The sequence below is a fragment of the Rudaea sp. 3F27F6 genome (genome assembly GCF_005503555.1).
Classification (GTDB): domain Bacteria; phylum Pseudomonadota; class Gammaproteobacteria; order Xanthomonadales; family Rhodanobacteraceae; genus Rudaea.
Map to the genome: position 1 here is coordinate 217914 of NZ_SCNG01000007.1, position 22267 is coordinate 240180.

13 protein-coding genes are annotated in these 22267 nt (G+C 63.6%); 5 read left to right on the forward strand and 8 right to left on the reverse strand.

Going from position 1 to position 22267, the window contains the following annotated elements; genetic code table 11:
* Positions 1–331 precede the first annotated feature (331 nt).
* Positions 332–1681, forward strand: coding sequence for a HipA domain-containing protein (locus FFS30_RS22345; RefSeq protein ID WP_137915409.1), 1350 nt, complete (start codon positions 332–334; stop codon positions 1679–1681).
* A 260-nt stretch (positions 1682–1941) separates the two neighbouring features.
* On the opposite strand, the gene FFS30_RS22350 is transcribed toward FFS30_RS22345, so the two are convergent.
* Positions 1942–2169, reverse strand: a complete 228-nt coding sequence (locus FFS30_RS22350; protein ID WP_212742551.1) for a hypothetical protein — start codon at positions 2167–2169, stop codon at positions 1942–1944.
* A gap of 681 nt (positions 2170–2850) precedes the next feature.
* On the opposite strand from FFS30_RS22350, the gene FFS30_RS22355 reads away from it, so the two are divergent.
* Together FFS30_RS22355 and FFS30_RS22360 are read left to right on the forward strand one after the other, a co-directional pair.
* Positions 2851–3141, forward strand: coding sequence for a type II toxin-antitoxin system ParD family antitoxin (locus tag FFS30_RS22355; protein WP_137915410.1), 291 nt, complete (start codon positions 2851–2853; stop codon positions 3139–3141).
* Positions 3138–3506: a type II toxin-antitoxin system RelE/ParE family toxin gene (locus FFS30_RS22360; protein WP_212742552.1), complete on the forward strand. Its 369-nt coding sequence runs from the start codon at positions 3138–3140 to the stop codon at positions 3504–3506. Before FFS30_RS22355 ends, FFS30_RS22360 begins: the two co-directional genes overlap by 4 nt.
* 479 nt (positions 3507–3985) lie before the next feature.
* Here FFS30_RS22360 and FFS30_RS22365 read toward each other — a convergent pair whose 3' ends face one another.
* A complete protein-coding gene (locus FFS30_RS22365) occupies positions 3986–4723 on the reverse strand; it encodes a TetR/AcrR family transcriptional regulator C-terminal domain-containing protein (RefSeq protein ID WP_137915411.1) in 738 nt (245 codons plus the stop codon).
* A 219-nt stretch (positions 4724–4942) separates the two neighbouring features.
* Between FFS30_RS22365 and FFS30_RS22370 the strand changes: the two genes are divergently transcribed.
* The gene (locus tag FFS30_RS22370) at positions 4943–6082 is read left to right on the forward strand and encodes a membrane dipeptidase (protein WP_171014796.1); all 1140 of its coding nucleotides are present in this window, start codon (positions 4943–4945) and stop codon (positions 6080–6082) included.
* A 443-nt stretch (positions 6083–6525) separates the two neighbouring features.
* Here FFS30_RS22370 and FFS30_RS22375 read toward each other — a convergent pair whose 3' ends face one another.
* Positions 6526–10101, reverse strand: a complete 3576-nt coding sequence (locus FFS30_RS22375; protein WP_137915413.1) for an SBBP repeat-containing protein — start codon at positions 10099–10101, stop codon at positions 6526–6528.
* Between the two features lie 238 nt (positions 10102–10339).
* On the opposite strand from FFS30_RS22375, the gene FFS30_RS22380 reads away from it, so the two are divergent.
* Positions 10340–13075 carry a winged helix-turn-helix domain-containing protein gene (locus tag FFS30_RS22380; protein ID WP_137915414.1) on the forward strand — a complete coding sequence of 912 codons (2736 nt, stop codon included), beginning with the start codon at positions 10340–10342 and terminating at the stop codon, positions 13073–13075.
* 110 nt (positions 13076–13185) lie between these two features.
* Here FFS30_RS22380 and FFS30_RS22385 read toward each other — a convergent pair whose 3' ends face one another.
* The 5 genes from FFS30_RS22385 to FFS30_RS23985 form a co-directional block, all read right to left on the reverse strand.
* Positions 13186–16308: an error-prone DNA polymerase gene (locus FFS30_RS22385; protein WP_137915415.1), complete on the reverse strand. Its 3123-nt coding sequence runs from the start codon at positions 16306–16308 to the stop codon at positions 13186–13188.
* 12 nt (positions 16309–16320) lie between these two features.
* The gene (locus FFS30_RS22390) at positions 16321–17763 is read right to left on the reverse strand and encodes a DNA polymerase Y family protein (RefSeq protein WP_137915416.1); all 1443 of its coding nucleotides are present in this window, start codon (positions 17761–17763) and stop codon (positions 16321–16323) included.
* Between the two features lie 8 nt (positions 17764–17771).
* Positions 17772–18422, reverse strand: a complete 651-nt coding sequence (gene imuA, locus FFS30_RS22395) for a translesion DNA synthesis-associated protein ImuA (protein WP_137915417.1) — start codon at positions 18420–18422, stop codon at positions 17772–17774.
* A 9-nt stretch (positions 18423–18431) separates the two neighbouring features.
* On the reverse strand, positions 18432–19061 hold the full coding sequence (lexA, locus tag FFS30_RS22400; RefSeq protein WP_137915418.1) for a transcriptional repressor LexA: 630 nt from the start codon (positions 19059–19061) through the stop codon (positions 18432–18434).
* Positions 19062–19297: 236 nt separating this feature from the next.
* Positions 19298–22267 (reverse strand): hypothetical protein (locus tag FFS30_RS23985; protein ID WP_171014797.1); only part of this gene is annotated, 2970 nt, incomplete at its 5' end.

Below are 22267 nucleotides of genomic sequence, written 5' to 3' on the forward strand. Positions count from 1 at the left end.
CGCGATGTGCCATCGCGGCCATGGCCGCCCACAGCCGCGCAGAGAGGCGCGGTCAAGGAAGGCGAGCGAAGTGAGCAGCGAGGCCCTGGCGCGGCCCGCAGCCGCAGGCGAGGACACGGGGGCCGAGCGGCCCTTGACCGGAAAAGCCGAACGAAGCGGCGCTCTTGATCTGCTTTCGCCCCGATGAAAATCGAGGATTTCCTACACGGCTGTGCGCAGATTCCAGCGGGTTTTCTGGTCTGATCTCACGTTACGTGAATCGCATCATCAGCGATTCATTGAACGATATAAATCTCTGTAATTAAACAATAATATGCAATAGAATTGCGTCATGAATCGCATCATGACACCGACAAGGCTCCTTCAAACCGCCCTTGAGGGCAAAGTCGCCGTGTCGGCCGGCGAGCTGCGCGTCGTCTTTGAAGGCGCCAATCTCAGCCCCTCCACACTCCAACGGGCGGTAGCCAGCTCGGAAGGATTGATCCTGCGATTGGGTGAGGCTCGAAGCACACGCTACGCGCTTACCCGCGATGTCATGGGAACAGGCCGGCAATGGCCTATGTGGCAGACGGACGAACTCGGACGGACGCAACAAGTCGCGTCCGTTCACGCATTGCAGAATGATCATTGGGCAGTGGTGTCCCGCGGCTCCCACGCGCCGCGGTACCTGCACTTGGGCTCGGAGGACGGCATCTTCAGAGGCCCGCCGTGGTATCTGGAAGGGTTGAGGCCTGACGGGTTCTTGGGGCGCAGCTTCGCTCACCGTTGGGCTTCCGCTCTCGGCGCACCCGAGGACGTTCGCTTCTGGTCCTCGGATCATGTGCTGGTATCGGCCTCTCGGGGGCTTCTTGATCCGCCGGGAAATCTCTTCCTGAAGGCCGCTAACGTGGCTGCTCCACGTGTTCTCGCAGCAAATCGCGCGGCTGAATACGAGCAACTGGCTGCTGCCACGCTCGCAGGTGAGGCAATAGGATCGTCCGCCGGCGGCGAGCAACCCAAATTCTCCGCAAGGGTGCAACACGAAACTGGCTCCCTCATCGAGGTGATAGTGAAGTTCAGCCCTCCGCGGAATTCACCCGCTGGGGAGCGCTGGGCGGATTTGTTGGTAGGCGAACACCTTGCGTCTCAGCTTCTCCGAGAGCATGGCATCGAGGCCTCCGATACGGCGCTCGTGGAATCCGATTCCCGGCTCTACCTTGAGGTGAAGCGCTTCGATCGGGTGGGAGAGAGAGGAAGGCGCGGGATGTGTGCCTTGATGCCGTTCGTGCCTTCTCTGGGAGGGCCGGCGACATCGTGGACGGAAGCGATGCGATACCTTCACGAGGAATCACTCGTCGACGATGCGGCGGTCGAGCGCGCTGCGTTTCTGGACGACTTCGGTGCCGGGATCGGAAACAACGATCGCCATCTCGGCAATCTTTCGTTGATGCTCGATGAAGGACCGTTCTTTGATGTGGCGCCTGTCTACGACATGCTGCCGATGCGTTATCGGCCCAAAACGTCGGGTGAGGTGACAGTATTGGAGCCTGTCACGCACGCATTTGCGCAGGACGAAACACGATCGCTCGCCGGCGAATTTTGGCGACGGGTTGCCGATCATCCCTTGATCACATGGGAATTCCGGCGCCTCGCTGAGCAAAACATTCCCGCAAACAACTTAGACTTGCGATCCGGAATTTAAACCGCTGAAACTGTGGTCTTGGAGGGGAGCTTTTTCGCCCGGGCAAGCGATCACTTGATCTTTTCATGGAGAACATTTGTACTCCATGAAAGAGAATAAACACGTGGACTGAATGCATTCGGATACTTCGCCGCTCAGCGAGCATCCGGCGGACAACGGACTGTTTCGCTTTGCCGAGTGCGCGCCGCGGCGCGCAGTGGAATCGCGGCCGAAAAAAAGACCGGCGCCGCGAGGCGCCGGTCTTCGTCGGAACCGCAGGATCACTCCTGCGGTGACTCGTCCTTGGGTTCGAACAAGCGAACAACGACCTTGCCGTCGACCGGGACCGCGTGCAGCGCCAGATTGAAGCCCTTGCCGTCCTCGTGCGGGAAAGCGACGCCGATGCGCATCCAGTCGCGTTCGGTTTCGCCGTTGCGCTCGAACTCGCGGACCGAGTACGCGGTGAAGCGGGTCACGTCGGTGGTGGGTTTGGTGGTCTTCTTAGCCATGGTGGTTTCTCCGTTGGGTTGATTGCGCGAGTGCGCGGGGATCAAGTTCGGCGGGGATAAAGGCCTGCGGCGCAAGGGAGCGCGCAGCGCAACACGGCCTGGCGCGGGCTGGAGCGCAGCGACGACACGGGGCCGTGTGGCCCTTGCGCCGCATGCCGCCCCGCCCAGGATCTCCCGCATGAAGCACCCGCTCAAACCGACGGAGAGATGGCGTCCACCGAACTCCCACGACATCGCATGAGCGTGCGCCTTCGCGAGTTTTCAGCGGTGATGCGGACGCTACTTGCGCAGCAATTCGCGCGAGGACGGCAAGGGATTCAATGTCAATATGACAACGGGCACAATCCTCGTTCGCTTGTACGAACCCAAGGACGAGCTGTCAGGGATTCACGTTGGTTCCGACAGATGCTGCATCGGAGTCGCCGAATCGATGGGACGCGATGCTCTTGCTCTTGGGCGAGCGATCGACGCCGAAGGGGCGAGACAGGTGCAGCCTGGCTCGCGGCGTAGCCCGAGAGCGCGGCCCGGCAAAGCCGGGCGCCCCATTCCTCAAAGGCTCGACGCCGCCGAAAAGCATGTGAAGGAGCGAAGCCAATTCCACGGAACACCTGCCGACCGCACTGGCATAATATGCCAATCGCCGTTACAGTGTTCCTGTCCAGTCGCCATCGGAATCCTGTCATGCCAACGCGCAACGTAGTGCTCAGCGAGCATCAGCAAGACTTTGTCGAAACCTTGGTGCAGTCCGGCCGCTACCAGAACGCCAGCGAAGTGCTGCGTGAAGGCTTGCGCCTGATCGAGGAACGCGAACGTATCGAAGCCGCCAAGCTCAAGGCGCTCAAGCAGGCCGCCCGCCAGGGCTGGGACGACATCACTGCGGGTCGTTACACCGACGTCGCCGACAGCAAGCTCAAGGACTTCATCGGGCAGTTGGGCCGACAAGCTACGCGCAGAGTGCGAACAGCCGGGTGAACATTCAATACCGGTTATCTGCTTCCGCGCAATCGGACATCCTCGACATTCTCGCTTGGTCACAGGAACAGTTCGGCGACGAGGCGCGCATACGCTACGAGGCCCTGATCGTTACGGCACTGCGCGATGTCGCCGCAGAGCCGGATCGTCCGGGCAGCATCGAACGTCCAGAACTGGGAGCAGCAGTCCGATCCTGGCATCTGCATCTGAGCCGGGATCGTGCCCGCACGACGACCGGGATCGTACGACACCCTCGCCATTTTCTAATCTACCGCAAGGAACACGATGTAGTCGTTGTCGGCAGAATCTTGCACGATGCAATGGAACTTTTGCGTCACCTGGAGCCGGATTCCTCATGGGAATGATCGACGAGGTTTCCAATCTACACGACGCCTCACGGCGACGTGGCGTCCTGAGGGTCAGTGACGTTCATCGATTTCGTAGCGGACACCCATCGGAAGCGCGCTGCGAGAAGCAGCAATCGTAAGCGATTAGTATCTGCCTTCCGAGCGCCCCATTTTTCGTTTCCAGCCAGGCCTGGGGGCAACTATGGGGGCAACCTTGGTTGGCACTTAGTCAAAAATCACGCAAACATGCCGATTTTTGATATGAATTCCATCCCTGTACTGCCACCAAAAATCTCCGACGCCGTTCCAAGTCGCGAAGATTTTTGCCACCCGAGTATACATTTCCAATTCTGCGCAGCGCAGCGGCGGTCTCGCCGCGCTACTCGCCGCTGCCGCAAACAAGCTCCCCGAGCTTAGCGATCTGCCTTGCGGACACTTCTGGGGAAGTTCTGCGCGTTTGTCCTCCGGCATCCATGCGTCGGCAGCGCTGCCGGTGATCAGCGCCGAGAACCACCGGCCGATTCGGTGACGCGGCACTCCATGCCGTCCAGGAGAACCTTGAGCCCGAGCCGGAACAACTTTTCGGGTTCGATCTTCGTGAGCAACTCCGCCGCTCCGTGCAAATTCGGGTAGTGACGCAACTCATCGCCCAGGTGAGACAGCTCCGCGCCCAAAGCGACGGTGGGACGCAGCCCTCCGCGGCGTGTCGGCGACAACTGGCGCGCCTCTTCGGCGATCATGCCGAGAAGAAAATTCCGATAGAACGTCGCCATCGCGACCGCCTCCGGCGCGGCGAGGCCGGCATCGAGAAAAGCACCGACCGCGGCGTCGTACAGCTTGATGCGGTGCGGCCCGGTCGGAGCCTGCTCGGCAAACAGGCGCGGCGCGTCGCGGTGGGCAATCAGGACGCGGCGATACTCCGAGGCGATCTCTTCCAGGCGCGCCCGAAACGGACGGCTCGGCGCGGGCAGCACCATGCGCGCGCAGATGACATCGGCGAGCAGCCCAAGCAGTTCGTCCTTGTTGCGCACATGCCAGTACAGCGCGGGCGACTTCACACCGAGACGCTCGGCCAACCGTCGCGTGCTTACTGCGTCCAACCCCGCTTCCTGCAGAAGATCGAGCGCGGCATCGACCAGTTGGTCGCGGGCCAAGCCCGCGCGACTGCCGGCAGAGGCCGTGGCAGTCGGCGCGCGCACCGCTTTACGGCCCAGCTTAGAGGCGGTTTTTTGCATCCTTGAACCTTATATTTCGCCGTGATAATTTATCACTGATAAATTGAATTGCCGGAACCATTTTCATCTACCGACCCAGACCGCAGGTTCAGCGTTACCGGAATGATCTCACGTGCGCCCTCATCGTCGCCCGATCGCGCCGGCAACCGCTTCCGACTGTCTGTTCCGCTCGATTTCTTTTTCGTCTTCAGTCGAAGTCAACCCATGGAGAGACTGTTCATGAGCATGTCGATGCCGCGTCGAAATTTTTTGTCCGTGCTCGGAAGTTTATCCGCCGCCGCGGCGTTGCCGGGTATCGCGCGCGGCGTTATCACCACGACGAGCAGCGAAGCGATATGGAACAACTACCGCAACGCGCTGGTCATCGATTCGCTAGGCAGCATCGGCAACGACCGCGCGTCGTTCGGCGCAGCCGATTTCGCCGACGCAAAGTCCTCGGGACTGACCGCCATCAACGTCACCGTGAACGGCGCCAGCGTCGGCAGTTACGCGCGCAATTTCAACGACACCGTTCGCAGCATCGCGTTCTACAACGCGCAAATCGCCGCACGTCCCGATGCCTTCATGCAGATCCGGCGTGCAGCCGATCTGACCGAAGCCAAGCGCAGCGGAAAGCTCGGCCTCATCTACGGATTCCAGGATGCTACGCCGATCGGCGAAGACCTCGATCGCGTCGACATGTTCGCCAACTTCGGCGTGCGCGTCTTCCAGCTTACCTACAATCGCCGCAATCTCGTCGGCGACGGCTGTCTGGAATCGGGCAATGCGGGTCTGTCCGAGTTCGGGCGCAAGCTGGTCGCGCGCCTCAATGAGCGCAAGCAACTGATCGATCTCTCGCACGCAGGCGAACGCACGACGCTCGAAGCGGTCGCTGCGTCCAAAGCGCCGATCGCGATTTCACATACGGGCTGCGCCGCCCTCACCGCGAATCCGCGCAACAAAACCGATAATGAGCTGCGCAAAGTGGCCGAGAGAGGCGGTTACGTGGGCATCTACCTGATGCCGTTCTTGCGCAGCCAAGGTCAGCCGATGGCGGCCGACGTGATCGCGCATCTTGAACATGCGATCGACGTCTGCGGCGAAGATCATGTCGGCATCGGCAGCGACGGTCCCATCGCAGCGACCGTGGTCACGCCCGAATTCAAGAAAGAATGGGCCGACGAGATCAACGATCGGCGCAAGCGCGGCATCTCCGCGCCGGGCGAGGACCCGAACGTGTACGCGTTCATACCCGATCTCAACCGGACCGATCGCTTCGGCCGCATTGCCGAATTGCTCAGCGCGCGCAAGCACTCGGATGAGCGCATCGCAAAAATCCTCGGCGGCAACTTCGCGCGTCTGCTGCAGGACGTCTGGTGAGATCGTTGTCGCTGCCGAAGCGTCGCTTCGGCGAGATCAATTTTCGTCGCGGCCTCGCCTATCGTCACTGTCAGCCACGGACTCGGCTCGTTCCAATTCGAAAAAATCCGGCCTGCTGAGGACAGGCCGGTTTGTCGCACACGATCCGCGGCAAGTCCTGCATCAAAATTTCATCGAGGCAGGATCAGTGGTGCTCCGCACCTGTTTTCAACAAACCGCCTAAACGACCGTCGTCATCGACGGACTACTCGGATGCGATGCCGTGAAGAAGTCGGGTTGTAAGCGCGATTCGTCACGGCATCGAAATTGCGTCAGCCCCGAGTGTGTCAATCCAACAGACAGACCACAAAGCTGCTGCGTCGACAAAAAAAGATCCGCGATGAATAACGATTCGATCATCGCCGCGTACCGAAACCGCACCGCGGGTCGTTCTCGCGGCGGCCTTATACGGATCGCCGCCGCAACGCCGCGGCGATGCCGACAAAACCGAAGCACATCGCCAACCAACTCCAAACGGTGCCGGCCGGCGCGGGCACGGCCAGCGTAGACGAAGCCGGATTGACCGACACGCTGACCGGCGCCGCACTGACGCTCGCGCTGTCGTTCGCGTCGCCCGAATAGACCGCCGTGAAGCTGTAGGTGCCGGTTTGCAGATTGGAGAGCGTCAGCGCGGCCTGTCCGTTCGCACTCAGTACCGCACTGCCGACGACCGTATTGCCGTTCTTGAACGTCACCGTGCCTGTCGGCGCCGCGGCGGCACTCGTCGCGGCGAACAGAGCGCGCATGAACGAAACAGGCGACGGGGCGCTTGCAGTCACCGTAGCGAGCAAGGTCAACGGCTGGCCGATTTGGATCGGATTCGGTGTCGCGGTCAACGTTGTCGTCGTCGACACGCGGGCGATCGCGCTGAAGCTCGCCGCGACGGTGCAATTTGTGGTCACCGGATTCGTCGTATAAACCGTGCCGTTCAGAACGCCGCCGCAGGTCCCGCCGACCGTGGCGGCATATCCATTGTTCGCCACAACGGCGAACGTCGCCGTTGTATTGGCCGCAACCGTCTGCGCACCTGGCGGCGAGATGCTGCCGTTGGCGCCGGCACTCGGCGTGACGATGTAGGTGAGCGGCGCGGTCGCGCACGTCACGGCAACATTGGTCACGTTCGCTCCCGCCAGCGTCCCGCTGCCGTTACTCACCGTGCACGACTGCGCCGGCGATTGCGGCTGCATCGCCACGCTAACGGCATAGGCCGCTCCGTTGGCGAGCGCGATCGGGAAAACGAAAGTTCCGGCGGCGCTCACGGGCAAAGTTTGCGCGCCGCCGTTCAAGCTCAGCACAAGACCGCTGCCGCTCAAGCCATTCACGCTGCCGCCGACGGTGTAGTTGGCGACAGCAGTTGCGCAAGTGACGGCGATATTGGTTACGTTGGCCTCGGCGATCGAACCGCCGGCATTGCTCACGCTGCAGGTCTGCGTAGGCGAACCCGAGGGCTGGGCCGAGATCGTCGCCGTATAAGCCGAACCGTCCGGCAGCGGTGCCGGAAACACAAAGCTGCCATTCGCACCGACCGGCACTGTCTGCGCCATACCATTCAAACCGAGGGTGACGCTGCTGCCCACGCTCAATCCCGAAACGCTGCCGCCGACCGTATAGCCCGCGGCGGGCGGGAAAATGAATTCGCTGACGAAGCTCCAGACGCCGTAGTTGCTGACCGTCCCGGGCGACTTCTTCTGGTAAGCGTTCGCGGTAGTCGACAGATTCGTGGCCGCGGTACTGCCGGCCACGTAGAGCGCGCCGCTCGCAGCAAGCGCCGCACCCCACGGCCGGCCGCCGCCGTTGCCGCCGAAATAGCTCGCGTAAATCAGACCCGAACCGGACGGATTGAACTCGGCAACGAAGGGATCGTTGCCGCCGTTGCCGAACGTGGTCTGATAGGCATCGGGCGTCACCGGCAAATTGGGATTGCCGTTGCTGCCGGCGGCCCCGACCAGATAAGCATTACCATTCGCATCGACGAGAACGACATTCGAAGCGGCCGGATTACCGGTAGTCGGGCCGCTGCCGGCATCCGCGTAGTTTCCGCTGCCGTGGAAGTAGGTCGAATAGATCAGCTTGTTGCCGGCCGCATTGATTTTGGAAACGAACGCCGACGTTGCCGACAGATAGTTGGGATGCGTCGTCTGGTACGCGCCCGGCGTGGTCGGAAAATGCTGCGAACGGGAAACACCCGCCACGTAGGCGTTGCCTCCGGCATCGAGCGCGATGCTGTTGATCGCATCGAGCGAATCGCCGAGGTAGGTCGAATACACGAGGCCCGAACCGGCGGGATTGAGCTTGGACACGAAGCCGTTGTTTGCGCCGGTATGGCCGATCGCAGGCTGCACGGCACCGGCGATCGTCGGAAAGTTGGACGACGCGGTGTAACCGGCCACGTAAGCGTTGCCGCCGGCATCGACCGCGATCGAATAGCCGGCCTGGTCCGCGTCGACGCCGAGATAGGTCGAGTACAGCAGAGCGCTTGCATCCGGGCTCAACTTGGCGACGAAGACTTCCGCCGCGTTCGTCGCATTGTTGACCACGTTCAACACGCCGGGCTTCGGCTGGTAGGCGCCCGGCCGGGTCGGGAAATCCGTCGAGGTGGTCTCGCCGGTGACGTAGGCATTGCCGGCGCTGTCGATCGCCAAGCCGTAGGCGATATCGTCGCCGCTGCCGCCGAGATAGGTGGCATAGATCAAACTGCCGCCGTCGGCGCTGAGCTTGACGACGAAACCGTCGCCGTGGTCAATGAGATCCTGCTTGGTATTGAGGACCCCTCCGGCATAGTCGTGCTGCACTACGCCCGACGTCGTCGGAAAATTCGCCGACGAAGTATTGCCGACGACGTAGGCATGACCCTGCGTATCCACGGCGAGATGGAAGATGTGATCGTCGCCGCTGCCGCCGAGGAAGGTCGAATAAGCAAGGCTGCTGCCGTCGGCGCTGATCTTGGTGACGAACGCATCGACGCCGCCCGCCGGCTTCGGCTGATATGCACCCACGACCGGAAATGCGGAGGAAGTAGCATAGCCGGCGACGTACATGCTGCCGTCGGCCTCCACGGCCATCGCGAAAGCTTCGTTCGGGCTCGAATCGCCGAGATAGCTCAAATAGGCCAAGGTCGGATCGATCGTCAACGTGCGCGTCTTGTCGTAATCGGCGACCTGGAATGCAGCGCGCTTGCCGTGCACGACATAGGCGCCCTCGACGATGCGGCGCTGATCGCCGATCGTCTGATAGATGACCGGCTTGTGCTGGATCACGTTGCCAGCCGCCGTGGCGAGCAGGAGATTGCCCTCGGCATCGACCGACACCTTGTCCACGCCCGCAAAATCGAGCTGGATCGCCGACGGATCGGCGCCGGGCGCTACGACAAAGTCGTACTCCAGCTGCTGCTGGTTGCCGTAATAGACGAGGTCGATGCCGGGATAGACCGCGGCATAACGGATCTTGGAATAGTTGCGAATCCCCGTATGCCATTTGCCCGCGTCATTGCCGATCAGATAGTTCGTCGCGCCGGACAGAGGGGCCAGGCCCGTGGCAGCAGTATGAGGGTTGCTGCCGACGAGATTCATACCGACCACGGTCGTCGTCGCTGGCGGCACGGTGCGTTCTGCATCCGTTGCAGCGGCTGTTGCGGCCGCAGCCCGAACCGAAGTTGAGCTTTTGTTCGGCGCCTGCAGCAGGCTCAGCAGCGCTCCGCCGGGAGTGAGAAACAGTCCGTAGCCCGGTCCGCGCGCGAGAAAATCGACGCGCGCATCGGTCTGCCCCTGGTTCATCTCGAACGCCAGCGGCAGTTGGCCGTAGCGGGCATTCAGCCGGGGGACCGCGCCTTGCGCATGGTCATCTTGCTGCCCTATTGCGACCCGGTTCGTGGACGGAGTGGCGTCCACCGTCGCGCAAAGCGAAACCGTAGCCCCTCCCGCCGCAATCAGCAATGCCTTGAACAGGCGGCGGGAACCATCGGCGATTTTTCTGAACTGCATCGTGTACTTCCTTCGGCGCAAAGCGGGCGGCGGCATCGCAGGACGCGACCGGGCCTTGGACGCTACCGGCTCGATCGGGCGAAGTCCGAACCCTGCGAAAATATTTCTCTAACGGATCGATAACGGCGCCGGTTGCGCTTTGCGAAGGGCTGTTCGCTTCACGCTTTGCGGTGGCAAGATCGCTCTGCGGTGCGGGGATCACCGGCGACTTGCGACAAACTCAACCAGCGGAGCAGCAATGAAGGAATCCAGTCAGCGGCCAAACATCTCCTATCGGTATCGGTTTGGCACCGCCGAGTTCGACGAAACATGGTTTGAATTGCGCGTCTCCGGCTTGCGCGTGGACGTCGAGCCGCGCGCCCTCGAAGTGCTGGCCGTGCTGCTCCAGCACGCCGGCGAAGTGGTGACCAAGGAAGAACTTCTCACCCAAGTCTGGGCCGGTCGCGTCACCGTCGAGCAGGTGCTGCCCAATGCGATCGCCAAGTTGCGCAGGGCGCTCGGCGAAGCGAATGCGGGATTACTGGTCACCCAGGCGCGTGTCGGCTACCGCTTTGCCGGGTCGGTCGAGCGCATCGCCGTCGGGCGCAAATTCACCAGCCAGTTCGAGCTTGCCCCGGGCCAGGCCGTGCCGTCGCGCGAAAACTTCGTCCTGCAGCGTCAACTGGGCGGCAGCCCGGGCAGCGAGGTCTGGCTCGCCAAGCACACCAAGACCAGCGAACAGCGCGTCTACAAATTCGCCAGCAGCGACGATCGATTGCGCGCGCTGAAGCGCGAGGCGACCTTGTCGCGGCTCTTATCGGAAAGCCTCGACGATCAAACCCATTTCGTCAAACTGGCCGACTGGAACTTCGAGACGCCGCCTTTCTATCTCGAATGCACCTACGGCGGCGAGAATCTGCTCGAATGGGCAAAGCAGAATCTGTCCGCGACCGCACGCGAAAAGCGGCTCGCCATGTTCCTGCAAATCGCCGACGCCGTCGCCGCCGCGCACAGCGTCGGCGTGCTGCACAAGGATCTGAAGCCGGCCAACGTCTTGATCGCGGCGCACGCAAATGATGAGCTGATCCGGCTTACCGATTTCGGCAGCGGCCGCCTGCTCGACCCCGGCCGCCTCGACGAAATGGGCATCACCGGACTCGGCTTCACCGTCACCCAGAGCCTGCTCGGCGATTCGTCGAGCGGAACTCCGCTGTATATCGCCCCCGAAATCATTTCGGGTCACTCACCGACCGTGCAGAGCGACGTCTATTCGCTCGGCATCCTGCTCTATCAGCTGCTCGCCGGCGATCTGACCAAGCCGATGGCCTCCGGCTGGGAACAGGATATCGGCGATGCGCTGCTGTGCGAGGACATTCGCGCCGCGACCGAAGGCAATCCGATGCGCCGCCTGCCCAGCGCGGCGGATTTGGCCGAACGCCTGCGCAATGTCGATCAGCGCCGTGAACATGCCTCGCGCGAGGCGCAACTGGAAGCGCAGAGCAGGCTGGCGCAACAAACCTTGGCGCGCAGCCGCGCGCGGCGTCCTTACCTGTTCGGGCTCGTCGCCGCACTGGTACTCGGCATGCTTACCGTGACCTGGCTCTACAGCAAGGCGGAAAGAGCGCGCAACGATGCGCAGCAGGCGAACGATCAGGCTCAGCACGAACTTCAGCGCGCCAACGCGCTCAACCGTTTTTTGAATCAGGATTTGATCAGCCAGTCCAACCCTTTCGTTGCGGCGAAAGGCGCGTCCGCGTCGCTGAAAGACGTGCTCGCCGCCGCGCAGGATCGCGTGGCCGGCGAGTTCGCCGACTACCCGTCGACCGAAGCGTCCATTCACTCCAGCCTGGCCGCGCTGTTCAGCGCAATCGAATTGATGCCGAATGCCGAAGCCGAGGGCAGAAAGGCGCTTTCCCTGTACGAACACGACGAAGGCGCGACGAGCCGAGACGCCTTGCAAGCCCGCTCGCGCCTTATCTACTTCCTCAGCAAACAGTCCAAGTTCGACGCTGCGCTTGCCGAACTGAATACGCTGAACGACCTTGCCGCGCATTCCGACCCCGTCTACCGGACCTATCTGACCGCTTCCGCCTGGGGCAACTATCACCTCGATCACGGCGAATACGACAAAGCGCTTCCCGAGTTGCTCGAGGCGGTAGGCACCGTCACCCGGGCGCAACCCAATGACACGTTCGCTCGCGATGCGCTGCGCCTGAACCTGATCGCCGCTTACCGATACAACAATCAGGCGGACAAATCCCAACAGGAAGCTCGTAGTTTGCTTGCCGATCTGGAGTCGCGAAAGAACAAGAACGAACTGGCGGTCGCATACGCCAAGCATATGCTGGCGAGATCGCTGGTAATGTCGAACAACTACGATGAAGCGGAAGCGCTGTTGCTCGACGCGCAGAAAACCATCATTCAACTCGTCGGGAAAGGCAACTCCCGCAACATCATGCTTCTGACCGATCTCGACGACATCGCCATGCGGCGCAAGGACTGGCCGAAGGCGCTGGAATACGCACAGAAGTCCTACGAAGCCTTCATAGAGAAATTCGGAGAAGCCCACTTTGCCAGCAACCTGACTCTGACCAACTGGGGGCAAGTTCTCTATACCACTGGGAACGCAGGCGCAGCCGAAGAAAAGTTGAAGCTGGCCTATCAGCGGCTCGTTGCGACTCAATCCGAGAAGAGTCCCTATGCGCAAAACGCCGCGTTCTGGCTCGCCGCCAGCGAGATCGAACTCGGCAAGCTCGGCGAAGCCTCCCGCTTGCTCGATTCGCTCGACGGCAAGATTCTCGTAGCGCTCAACGGCGACGAAAATTGGAAGTTCAGAGTGGATGCGTTGCGCGGACTGTTGCTCGCAAAACGCGATAGCCCGCGTTCCGCCGCCGCTTCGCTGAAGGCGGCAGTCGAAGGACTGGAACAGAAGCCCGACACCGGCGACGTTATCTACGACAAGGCCAAAGAAGTACTCAGCAAGACCGGCCCGTAAGCTCGCGGAACATCGGCTCCACCGGGCGAAGTCGCAATGACTGCGGACTCGAACCTTGGAGACGATCGTGACTGAATCGCGGATCGAAGCTCGACCCGCGCAAAGGCCCCTCAATGAAAATCGCGGCTGCGGCTGACGAGTTCGCCAAGCAGCGGGCTCAGGTCCTGCAGATCCTCGGCGATCAGATGCTGCACACCGTCGACCGACTCGAGCAGCCCGTCGACGAGCAGCAGACGTGATTCGAGAAAAGCGCGGCGCTGCCGCTCGGCCAGTTCGAGGCGCACGATGACATTGATCTGCCCCTCCTCGTCTTCGAGCGTGACGAAAGTGAGGCCGCTCGCAGTCTGCGGACGCTGCCGGCCGATCACAAGGCCTGCCGCGCGTACCGGCCGAGTCCCCTTGATCTTGCGCAACCGGCTTGAACGGTAGCAGCGATGCGCATCGAGCTGCTCGCGCACGAGCGACACCGGATGCGGACCGAGACTGAGGCCCGTGCTTGCATAGTCGGCGAGTACGTTTTCGCCAACGCTTGGCGGCTTGAGCACGACGTCTGCTTCGAGCGGACTGTCGTGACCGAACAACGGCAGGTTCGTTTCGACGCCGGCGATTTCCCAGTACGCACGATGACGATGCCCGGCGAGGCCGCGCAATGCACCAGCCTGTGCGAGCAGCGATTGCTTGCGTTGATCGATCTGCGCACGCGCGCACAGATCGACGACTGAAGCAAATGCTCTTTCTGCGCGCGCGGTCTCGATGCGCCGCGCCGTCTGTTCATTGAAGCCACGAATTTCGCGCAAGCCAAGGCGCAGCGCGGGCTGCGCGTTCGCCGCCGTCGCACGCCGGCCGCCGTCGTCTTCGAGCGATGAATTCCAATCGCTGTAACGCACATCGACGGGCAGCACCTTTGCGCCGTGGCGGCGCAAGTCCTGCACGATCTGGCTCGCCGAATAGAAACCCATCGGCTGCGAGTTGAGCAAGGCGCAGGCAAATGCCGCGGGCTCGTGGCATTTGAGCCAGCACGAGTCATAGGCGATCTTGGCGAAACTCGTCGCGTGCGATTCGGGGAAACCGTAATCGCCGAAGCCTTTCATTTGCGCGAAGATACGATTGGCAAAATCGAGAGAGTAATCGCGTTCGAGCATGCCATTGATCAGACGATCGCGTAAATGATCGAGACCGCCTCGACGCTTCCACGCGGCCATGGAACGTCGCAATTCATCGGCTTCGCCTTCGCTGAACCCGGCAGCGACTATCGCAATGCGCATCACCTGTTCTTGAAATAGCGGCACGCCCAAGGTGCGTTTTAGTTCTTCTTCGAGGGCAGGCGAAGGATATTTCACCGATTCCGGATTCTTTTCCACCTCTTTTCGCCGCTGCAGATAAGGATGAACCATATCGCCCTGAATCGGCCCCGGCCGCACGATCGCAACCTGGATGACCAGGTCATAGAATTTTTTCGGCTTTAGCCGCGGCAGCATCGCCATCTGCGCGCGCGATTCGATCTGAAAGGCGCCTACCGTATCGGCACGTTGGATCATTGCGTAGGTGACTTTGTCCTCCTTGGGAATCTTGGCCATCGTCAGGTCGCGACCGCGATGCGCGCGCAACAGATCGAGGCACTTGCGGATGCAGGTCAGCATGCCCAGCGCGAGGCAATCGACCTTGAGCAGGCCCATCGTATCCAGGTCGTCCTTGTCCCATTGGATGATCGTGCGGTCGGGCATCGCCGCGTTCTCGACCGGCACGAGCGTGGACAACGGCGCGTCGCAGATGACGAAGCCGCCGACGTGCTGCGAAAGATGGCGCGGAAATCCGCGCAGTTCGCGCGCGAGCGCAATCGCCCGGCGCACCGCCGGCGCAGCGGGATCGAAGCCGGCTTCGGCCAAGTGCGCGGCAAGCCGTTCGCTGCCGTCATGCACCGAGATCGAACGGCTGAGCTGATCGACCTGGTCGGCGGAAAACCCGAGCGCTTTAGTCACATCGCGCAACGCGCTCTTGGTCCGATAACTGATTACCGTCGCCGCCAGCGCGGCGCGCTCGCGGCCGTATTTTTCGTAGACGTGTTGAATGACTTCTTCGCGCCGCTCGTGCTCGAAATCGACGTCGATGTCGGGCGGTTCTTTGCGCTCGCGCGAAAGAAAGCGGCCGAACACCAAGGTCGAGCGTGCGGGATCCACTTCGGTGATGCCGAGGCAGAAACACACGGCCGAATTCGCCGCCGAACCGCGCCCCTGACACAAGATGTCTTTGCCACGTGCGAAGCTCACGATGTCGTAGACAGTGAGGAAAAATGCCTCGTATTCGAGTTCCGTGATCAGCGCGATTTCGGTTTCGATCTGCGCGCGAACCGCCGCGGTTTCGCCCTCGGGCCAACGCCAGCGGACACCATGTTCGACCAAATGCCGCAGCCACGTCGTCGGCGTATGGCCTTGCGGCACAATTTCGTGCGGATACTTGTATTTCAAGTCGCGCTTCAGATCGAACGTGCAACGCACCGCGATACGCAATGTTTCTTCGATCAGCGCCGGCGGATATAGCTCGGCAAGCATTTCGCGCGAACGCAGATGACGTTCGCCGTTCGGAAAAAGATGCCCGCTGCCGGCACGCAAGGTGGTGCGGTGGCGGATCGCGGTCATCGTGTCCTGCAGTGCGCGGCGGCGACGCACGTGCATATGCACGTCGCCTGCGGCGACCGCGGGCAGTTCATGCTTCACGGCGAAGTCGAGCAGTTGGCGCAGGCGTGCAGCGTCGTCCGGGCCGCGATGCAGTTCGACCGCGAGCCACGCATTTTGCAAAAATTGCTGCTTTATCCACTTTGCGTCATTCGCAGACGGATCGGCACCTGGGATCCACAAAGCGAGCAGATCGCGCGAATGCTCAGCCACATCCGCACGCGACAACACGTACTTGCCCTTCCCGGCATCCACGTTGCGCCGCCCTTGCGTGATCAATGCGCACAAGGACTGATAGCTCGCGAGATTCTCGGCAAGCAGCACGAGCTTGAGTCCGTCATCGAGAATGATCTCGCTACCGACGATCAACGCAACGCCGGTTTTCTCCGATGCCTCCAAGGCCCGCACAATGCCGGCTAGGCTGCACTCGTCGGTGATCGCCAGCGCGCGGTAGCCGAGCTTGGCGGCGCGCTCGAACAGCTCAAGCGCGGACGAGGCGCCGCGCTGGAACGAGAAATTCGACAGGCAGTGCAGCTCGGCATAGTCGGGGATCGAGTCCATGCGCAGACCGCCTCACGCGAACCACCCATGCAGCAGCCACGACGCTTCGCCTTGAATGCCGCGGAACGCCCAGGCGCGCTGCCCTTCGCGCGTCTCGATCACGTAGTAGTCACGGCGCAAGTCGCCGCCGTCCCACCAGCCGGCTTCGATGCGTTCGGGACCGGCAAGGATGCGTGCCGGCTCATTGCGCAGCGGCAGCGGCCGGCGCAGCAGCCAGCTCGGGCGCAGTCCGGGCCGGCGCACCGATGTCGGCGCGGGACCGGCTTCGCGCTTGCGCCAGGCATGCTCCGGGCGTGGATCGTCGGCTGCGGCGAGCGCATACACGGCTTCGGGACCGAGCCGATTGCGCAGACGATCGGCGAGTGCGGGCCAGTCCAGTTGCGAACCGCCGGTCTTGTCGAACAGATCGCGTGCGCGCGGCACGAACGGCGGCAAGTGCGCCGCGACGATACCGAACGCGCGTACCGGCGCGGGCACCGTGCTGGCCTGCAATCGCAGCACGCAGAGATCGAACACACTGCGCGCCTCGCGTTGCGGAGACTGCAGACCGACCGTTAGCCGGGTCGGCGCGAGCTGCTTGAACTGCAGCGGATCGTGTTCAAGAACCAGATCGAACTGTTGCACGCCGCCGTCGCGGCTAGCGAGAAAGGCGCACAGATCGTCGATCAGGCGGCGCAGCGGAAAACGCAGCGCCTCGCTCGATTCGATCTCGTGGTCGAATTCCATGCGCGCGTGAAACCGATCGGGCGGCCGATACAGCGAAAGCGGATCGGGTGCCGCACCGCTGAGACGATCGAGACAGTCGACGAGCGCCGCGCCGAAACGCCGGATCAGGCCCGCTCTCGGCAGTGCGTAGACTTCGCGCAGGCGGCTCAAGCCCATGCCATGCAGCGCATCGACGACGAGCGCGTCGAATCGCGCATGCGCGATCGGCAATGCGTCGAGCGCCTGACGCAGCGTCGCGGGGTTGCCGACCAACGCGCCGTCGTGCGCACGCGCGAGCGCCAGCGCGCCGAGCGCGGTCGGCGCGACGGCGAGACGATGGCTGACGCCGAGCGCGTTCAACTCTGCGCGCCAGCGCCGTTCGAGCTGTGCCCAGGGACCGAACAGACCGAGACTGCCGCCGATCTCGATCAGAACCGCGCCGTCCTCGCGCAGACTCACCTGCGAGCTGTAGCCATAGGCCCATGCCGCGACGAGTTCGCGCAGCTTTTGTTCCTGCGCCGGATCGTGCAGCGCCGTTTTCAATTGCGGACACAGCGCCTGCGCCGCGGCGAGCGTCTGTCCGCGGCGCACGCCGGCCGCGCGCAGCCGCGGCATCGCATCGACGATCAGCGGACGCGCCTGATCGCGCGAGATCAGCGCAAGGTTTTGCATGTGCGGATCGGCATCCGGCGCGCTGCGCGCGAGCGCATCGAGTCCGAGACGTGGCAGGAGCAAGGCGGCCCAGAGCATCGTCGCGCCTACCCTACTCTGGCTGCAGCGGAGCGCAGCGGAATCGAACGCGCGGGCGGATTCGCGCCGCGGCATTTGAGGATACGCACACGCGTGCCCTCATCCATCTGCAGGCGCACGCGCGTGGCCGCCGGGGAAGGATTCGTGGCGGCCGTGGTTCCGCGAAACGCAAAACCGAGCGCGTTGCCGAACTCGGCCGCAACCTGCAGCCGGCGCAGGGCGCGATCGCTCGCCTGACGCGGCCAGCACAACACGGCCGCGCAGACGCCCGAACGCAGGCACTGCTCAGCGGCCCAGAGCGCCTCGACGTCGGACGGCGTCTCCACGCAATGCAGATAGCCGAGGTCGATATCGCGCGCGAGCAGCGCCGGCGCATAAGGCAGATACGGCGGCGCGACGAAAACCACATGCAGCCGCTGCCGCGTCAGCGCCGCCAGTGCGGGCAGGACGAGATCAAGTTCGCCGATGCCGTCGATGGCGAACAGGATTTCGGTCATCGCACCCTGCGTCCAGCCGCGATGCGGTAGCGCTTCGTCGAGTGCGGCGTGCCCCGACGGGACGAACGGCACCGCATAGTCGTTCGCCGCGCCGCGCCAGATGCGCGGATCGCGCAGCACGTCGGCGATCGACGGATTCGAGATGAGAGCGAAGACGGCCATGCTCGTTCTTCAGGGCAGGCGGATCACGCCGACGTGGAGGCCTTCGATCGCGAAGTCGCTCGCCTGCCGGTCGACCTCGATCGGCTCGAAATCCGGATTGGCCGGCAGCAGGACGATGCGCCCGCGGTCGTGGCGGAATTCCTTCACCGTGATCTCGCCCTCGATGCGCGCGACGACGATCTGCCCGTTGTGCGCTTCGCTCGTGCGGTGCACGGCGATCAGGTCGCGATCGAGAATGCCGGCATCGCGCATGCTCATGCCCTGCACGCGCAGGAGAAAATCCGGGCGCGGACGGAACAGATGACGGTCGAGACTGATCTCGCGCTCGACGTGCGCGTCCGCATCGATCGGCGCACCCGCGGCGACGCGCCCGACCAGCGGCAGGCGCAGAACATCCGCCGGCATCGCTTGCACCGCCGCGCGTTGCGTTTGCGGCAGGCGGATCGCGCGCGCCTTGCCGGGCACGAGTTCGATCGCGCCTTTCTGCGCGAGCGCCTGCAGATGGAAGCCGGCCGCACGCGGTTGGCTGAAACCGAACGCCGCCGCGATCTCCTCGTGCGTTGGCGGCAGACCTTCGCGGGCGAGGTGCTCGCGGATGAAATCGAGGATTTGCTGCTGGCGCGCGGTGAGCGAGTTCATACTACCAATTTAAGTAGTATTTCGCCGCAACACAAGTGCCGCGTGCGACTGCACGCAGGATTCCGGTCGCAAACGTTGTTCTGCCGCGGGAAATGGCCGGTATCGACTAACCCGCAATCGACCGATCAAACCGGCCCGCGCTTCACCACGGGCCGGTCTTTATATGCGCCGTTCGACGATCCAGCGTCGAAACCCGGTGCGGAGACGTCCCTGTCTCTCGCAAAGACCCGGCCGTTTCAGCGTTGCCGCTTGCGCAAGCCCAGCATCGCGCCCGCGGCAAACAGCAGGCCGAGCAGCGTCAGCATCCAGCGCGAGGCGACCGGTACCGGCACCGCCGGAGTCGGCGGCGTCTGATCGATCACGATCACCAGACTCGGCGCCGTGTTGTTCGCCGGGTTCGAGTCGGGCGTATCGCTGCTCACCGTCGTCGGCAAGGTGATCGTGCCCACCTGGGTCGGCGTGAACGTGGTCGTGCAGGTGATTACCGCGCCGACCGCAAAGTTCGCCACCGGCATGACCGGTGTGCACGTCGTACCCGGCGCGGCGGCTGGCATACCGACCGCGGCCGGCGAACCGGAAACGCCCGCGATCGAAGCCGTCGTATGCGGTAGCGTCGCGCCCGTGGCCGATGCCGGTATGCCGGTCACCGTACAGACCGCATTCGTCGCCGGCAGCGGGCCGTTGTTCACGCATGTCGTCACCACCGTCACCGGCGTGTTCACCGGCACCGTCTGCGTCGGCGCACCGACCGCCATCAGATCGGTGGCGACGCTGGTCACCGTGATCGTCACCGTCGTCGTCGCGCAATTCGGCGGCGTGCTCTTGTCGCACAACTGGTAGTTCGCCGTGTACGTGCCCGGTGCCACCGTGCCGGCGACGTTCACCGCACCCGATGCCGGATCGAGCGTAATGCCAGGCGGCCAGGTACCGGTTTGCGTCACCGTCGCGTTGCCGCTCGGGCCGAGCGTAGCTGGCTGTCCGTTGACCTTGTCGTTCGTCGTCACGTTCGGCACCGCGATGCCGCCCGTGCCGGCCGCCACCGTGCCCGAATCGGGCTGCGGCACGACCACGCCGGTCACCGTCACCGTGTCGTTCACCGTCGCGCAATTCGGTGGCGTGCTCTTGTCGCACAGCGTGTACGGCACCGTGTAGACACCCGGAGCCACCGTGCTGGCGACATTGACCGCACCCGTGCTCGGATCGAGCGTGATGCCTGGCGGCCACGTGCCGGACTGCGCCACGGTCGCGTTGCCGCTCGGACCCAGGATCGCCGGGTGAGTGTTGACCGTGTCGTTCGCCGCCACGTTCGCGATCGCCGTGCCGCCCGTGCCCGCCGCCACCGTGCCCGAATCGGTCACCGGATTGATCATGCCCGGGATGACTGCCGGCGTGGTCGTCGCGTCGTTGTTCGGCACCGGATCCGGCGTCGCACTGCCGGCCGTCGTCGTCAGCACGACGGTGCCCGGCGAGGTCGGCGTCCAGGTCGTCGTGCAAGTGATCGCGCTTCCCACCGCGAGGCTCGCCACCGGGCCCGGCGGATTGCAGGTCGTCGTCGCGCCCGGCGGTGCGCCGGTCACTTTGCACGTCGCGTTCGTCGCGGCATCCGGGCCGTTGTTCGTGCACGTCGTCACCACGCTGATCGGCGAGCCGATCGTGCCCGTCGCCGACGTGCCGCCGCCGACCATGTCGGCCGACGCCAGCGGCGTGCTCACGCAATGCGGATCGCCGGCCGTGCAGCTCGTCGACGGCGTACATGTCGCGCCGGCACCGGCCGTGCAACCCGCCGGCGGCATCGTCGTGTCGTCGGTAATAAGGTTGACGATCGTCGCCCCGCTCGCCAGCGGAGTGGCTGCCGTCACCGTCAGCGTCGCGCTCAGCGTGCCCACCTGCGTGCCGATTGCCGCCGGCACGTTGGCGATCGTGATCGTGCACGCCGCCGCTCCGGTCACGGTGCCCGTGCAGTCGCTCGTCGCGCCGCTCAGCGCCGCCGGGAACGTCGCGATCGTGTTCGCCGGAATCTTCTCGAAGAACACCGCATTGCCGATGGTCTGGCCGGTGTTCGTCGCGGTCAGCTGATACACGATCGTCTCGCCGGGCTGCGCCGGCGTGGCCGGGCTGATCTGCTTCTTCGCCACCGTGATCGCGGCCGCAGACGGCGTGACCGTCACCGTCGCTACCGCGTCGTCGCACGACGTCGGCACCACGGTCGAGCAGATCTCGTACGGCACGCTATAGGTACCCGGCGTAGCTCCCGGCGGCACCGTGATCGTTCCGTCGGCACGCAACACCAGCGTGGTCGGCGTACCCGCGCATCCCGTGCAGGTCTGCGCGCCGTTCGTCGCCACCGTCACGTTCGCGCTGCCGCTCGCAACGCTCGCCGGAGTCGTACCGACCTTGTCGTTGCCGAGTACCGACGGCGTCGTGCCTCCGGCCACCGACCCCGTGCTGAACGTGTCGTCCACCGCATCGATGATCGGCGGATTCACTGGCTTGGCGTTCGCACTCAGCGCACTGCCCGTGCTCGAACTCGCCGTGCCACCCACGTTGCCCGCCGTCGTCGTGTTTGCGCCGCCACCCAGGGTGCCCGGCGCCGTGTACGCGAACGTGCACACCACGCTCTGCCCCACACCCAACGTCGTCGGCATCGTCACTGTCGTGCCATTCACCGCGCATGTCGCGGCACCCACCGTGCCCGCACTGCTGCTCGGCACACAGCTCACGCCCGTCGCCGGATTCGCACCGGTGTTCTTGCAGGTCAGCGTCGCGTCCGGCACCACCATGCCCGGACCGAGCACCTCGGGCACATTGCCCACCATCGCGCTCAGCGTCGTCGTCGAGTCAATCACCGTCACCGTCGCCATCGCGTTGTCGCACGCCGCCGGCGTCGTCGCCGGGTTCGCGCAGATCTGGTACGGATAGGTGTACGTGCCCGGCGTCGTGTTCGGCGCCACCGTGATCGTGCCGTCCGCGTTCATTGTCAGGCTGCCGCTCGTCGGCGTCGGTGCCGTTCCCGGCGTCAAGGTCACGTTCGCACTGCCACTCGTCACGCTCGCCGCGGTCGTGCCCACCGTGTCGTTCAACAGCACGCTCGGTGTGTTGCCGCCCGCCACCGAACCGATCGTCGTCGGACCGTCGTCAAGCGCATCGATCACCTGCGCCACCATCGGCGGTGCCGTCGATCCGGCCGGATCGCTCGGGCTCGTCGC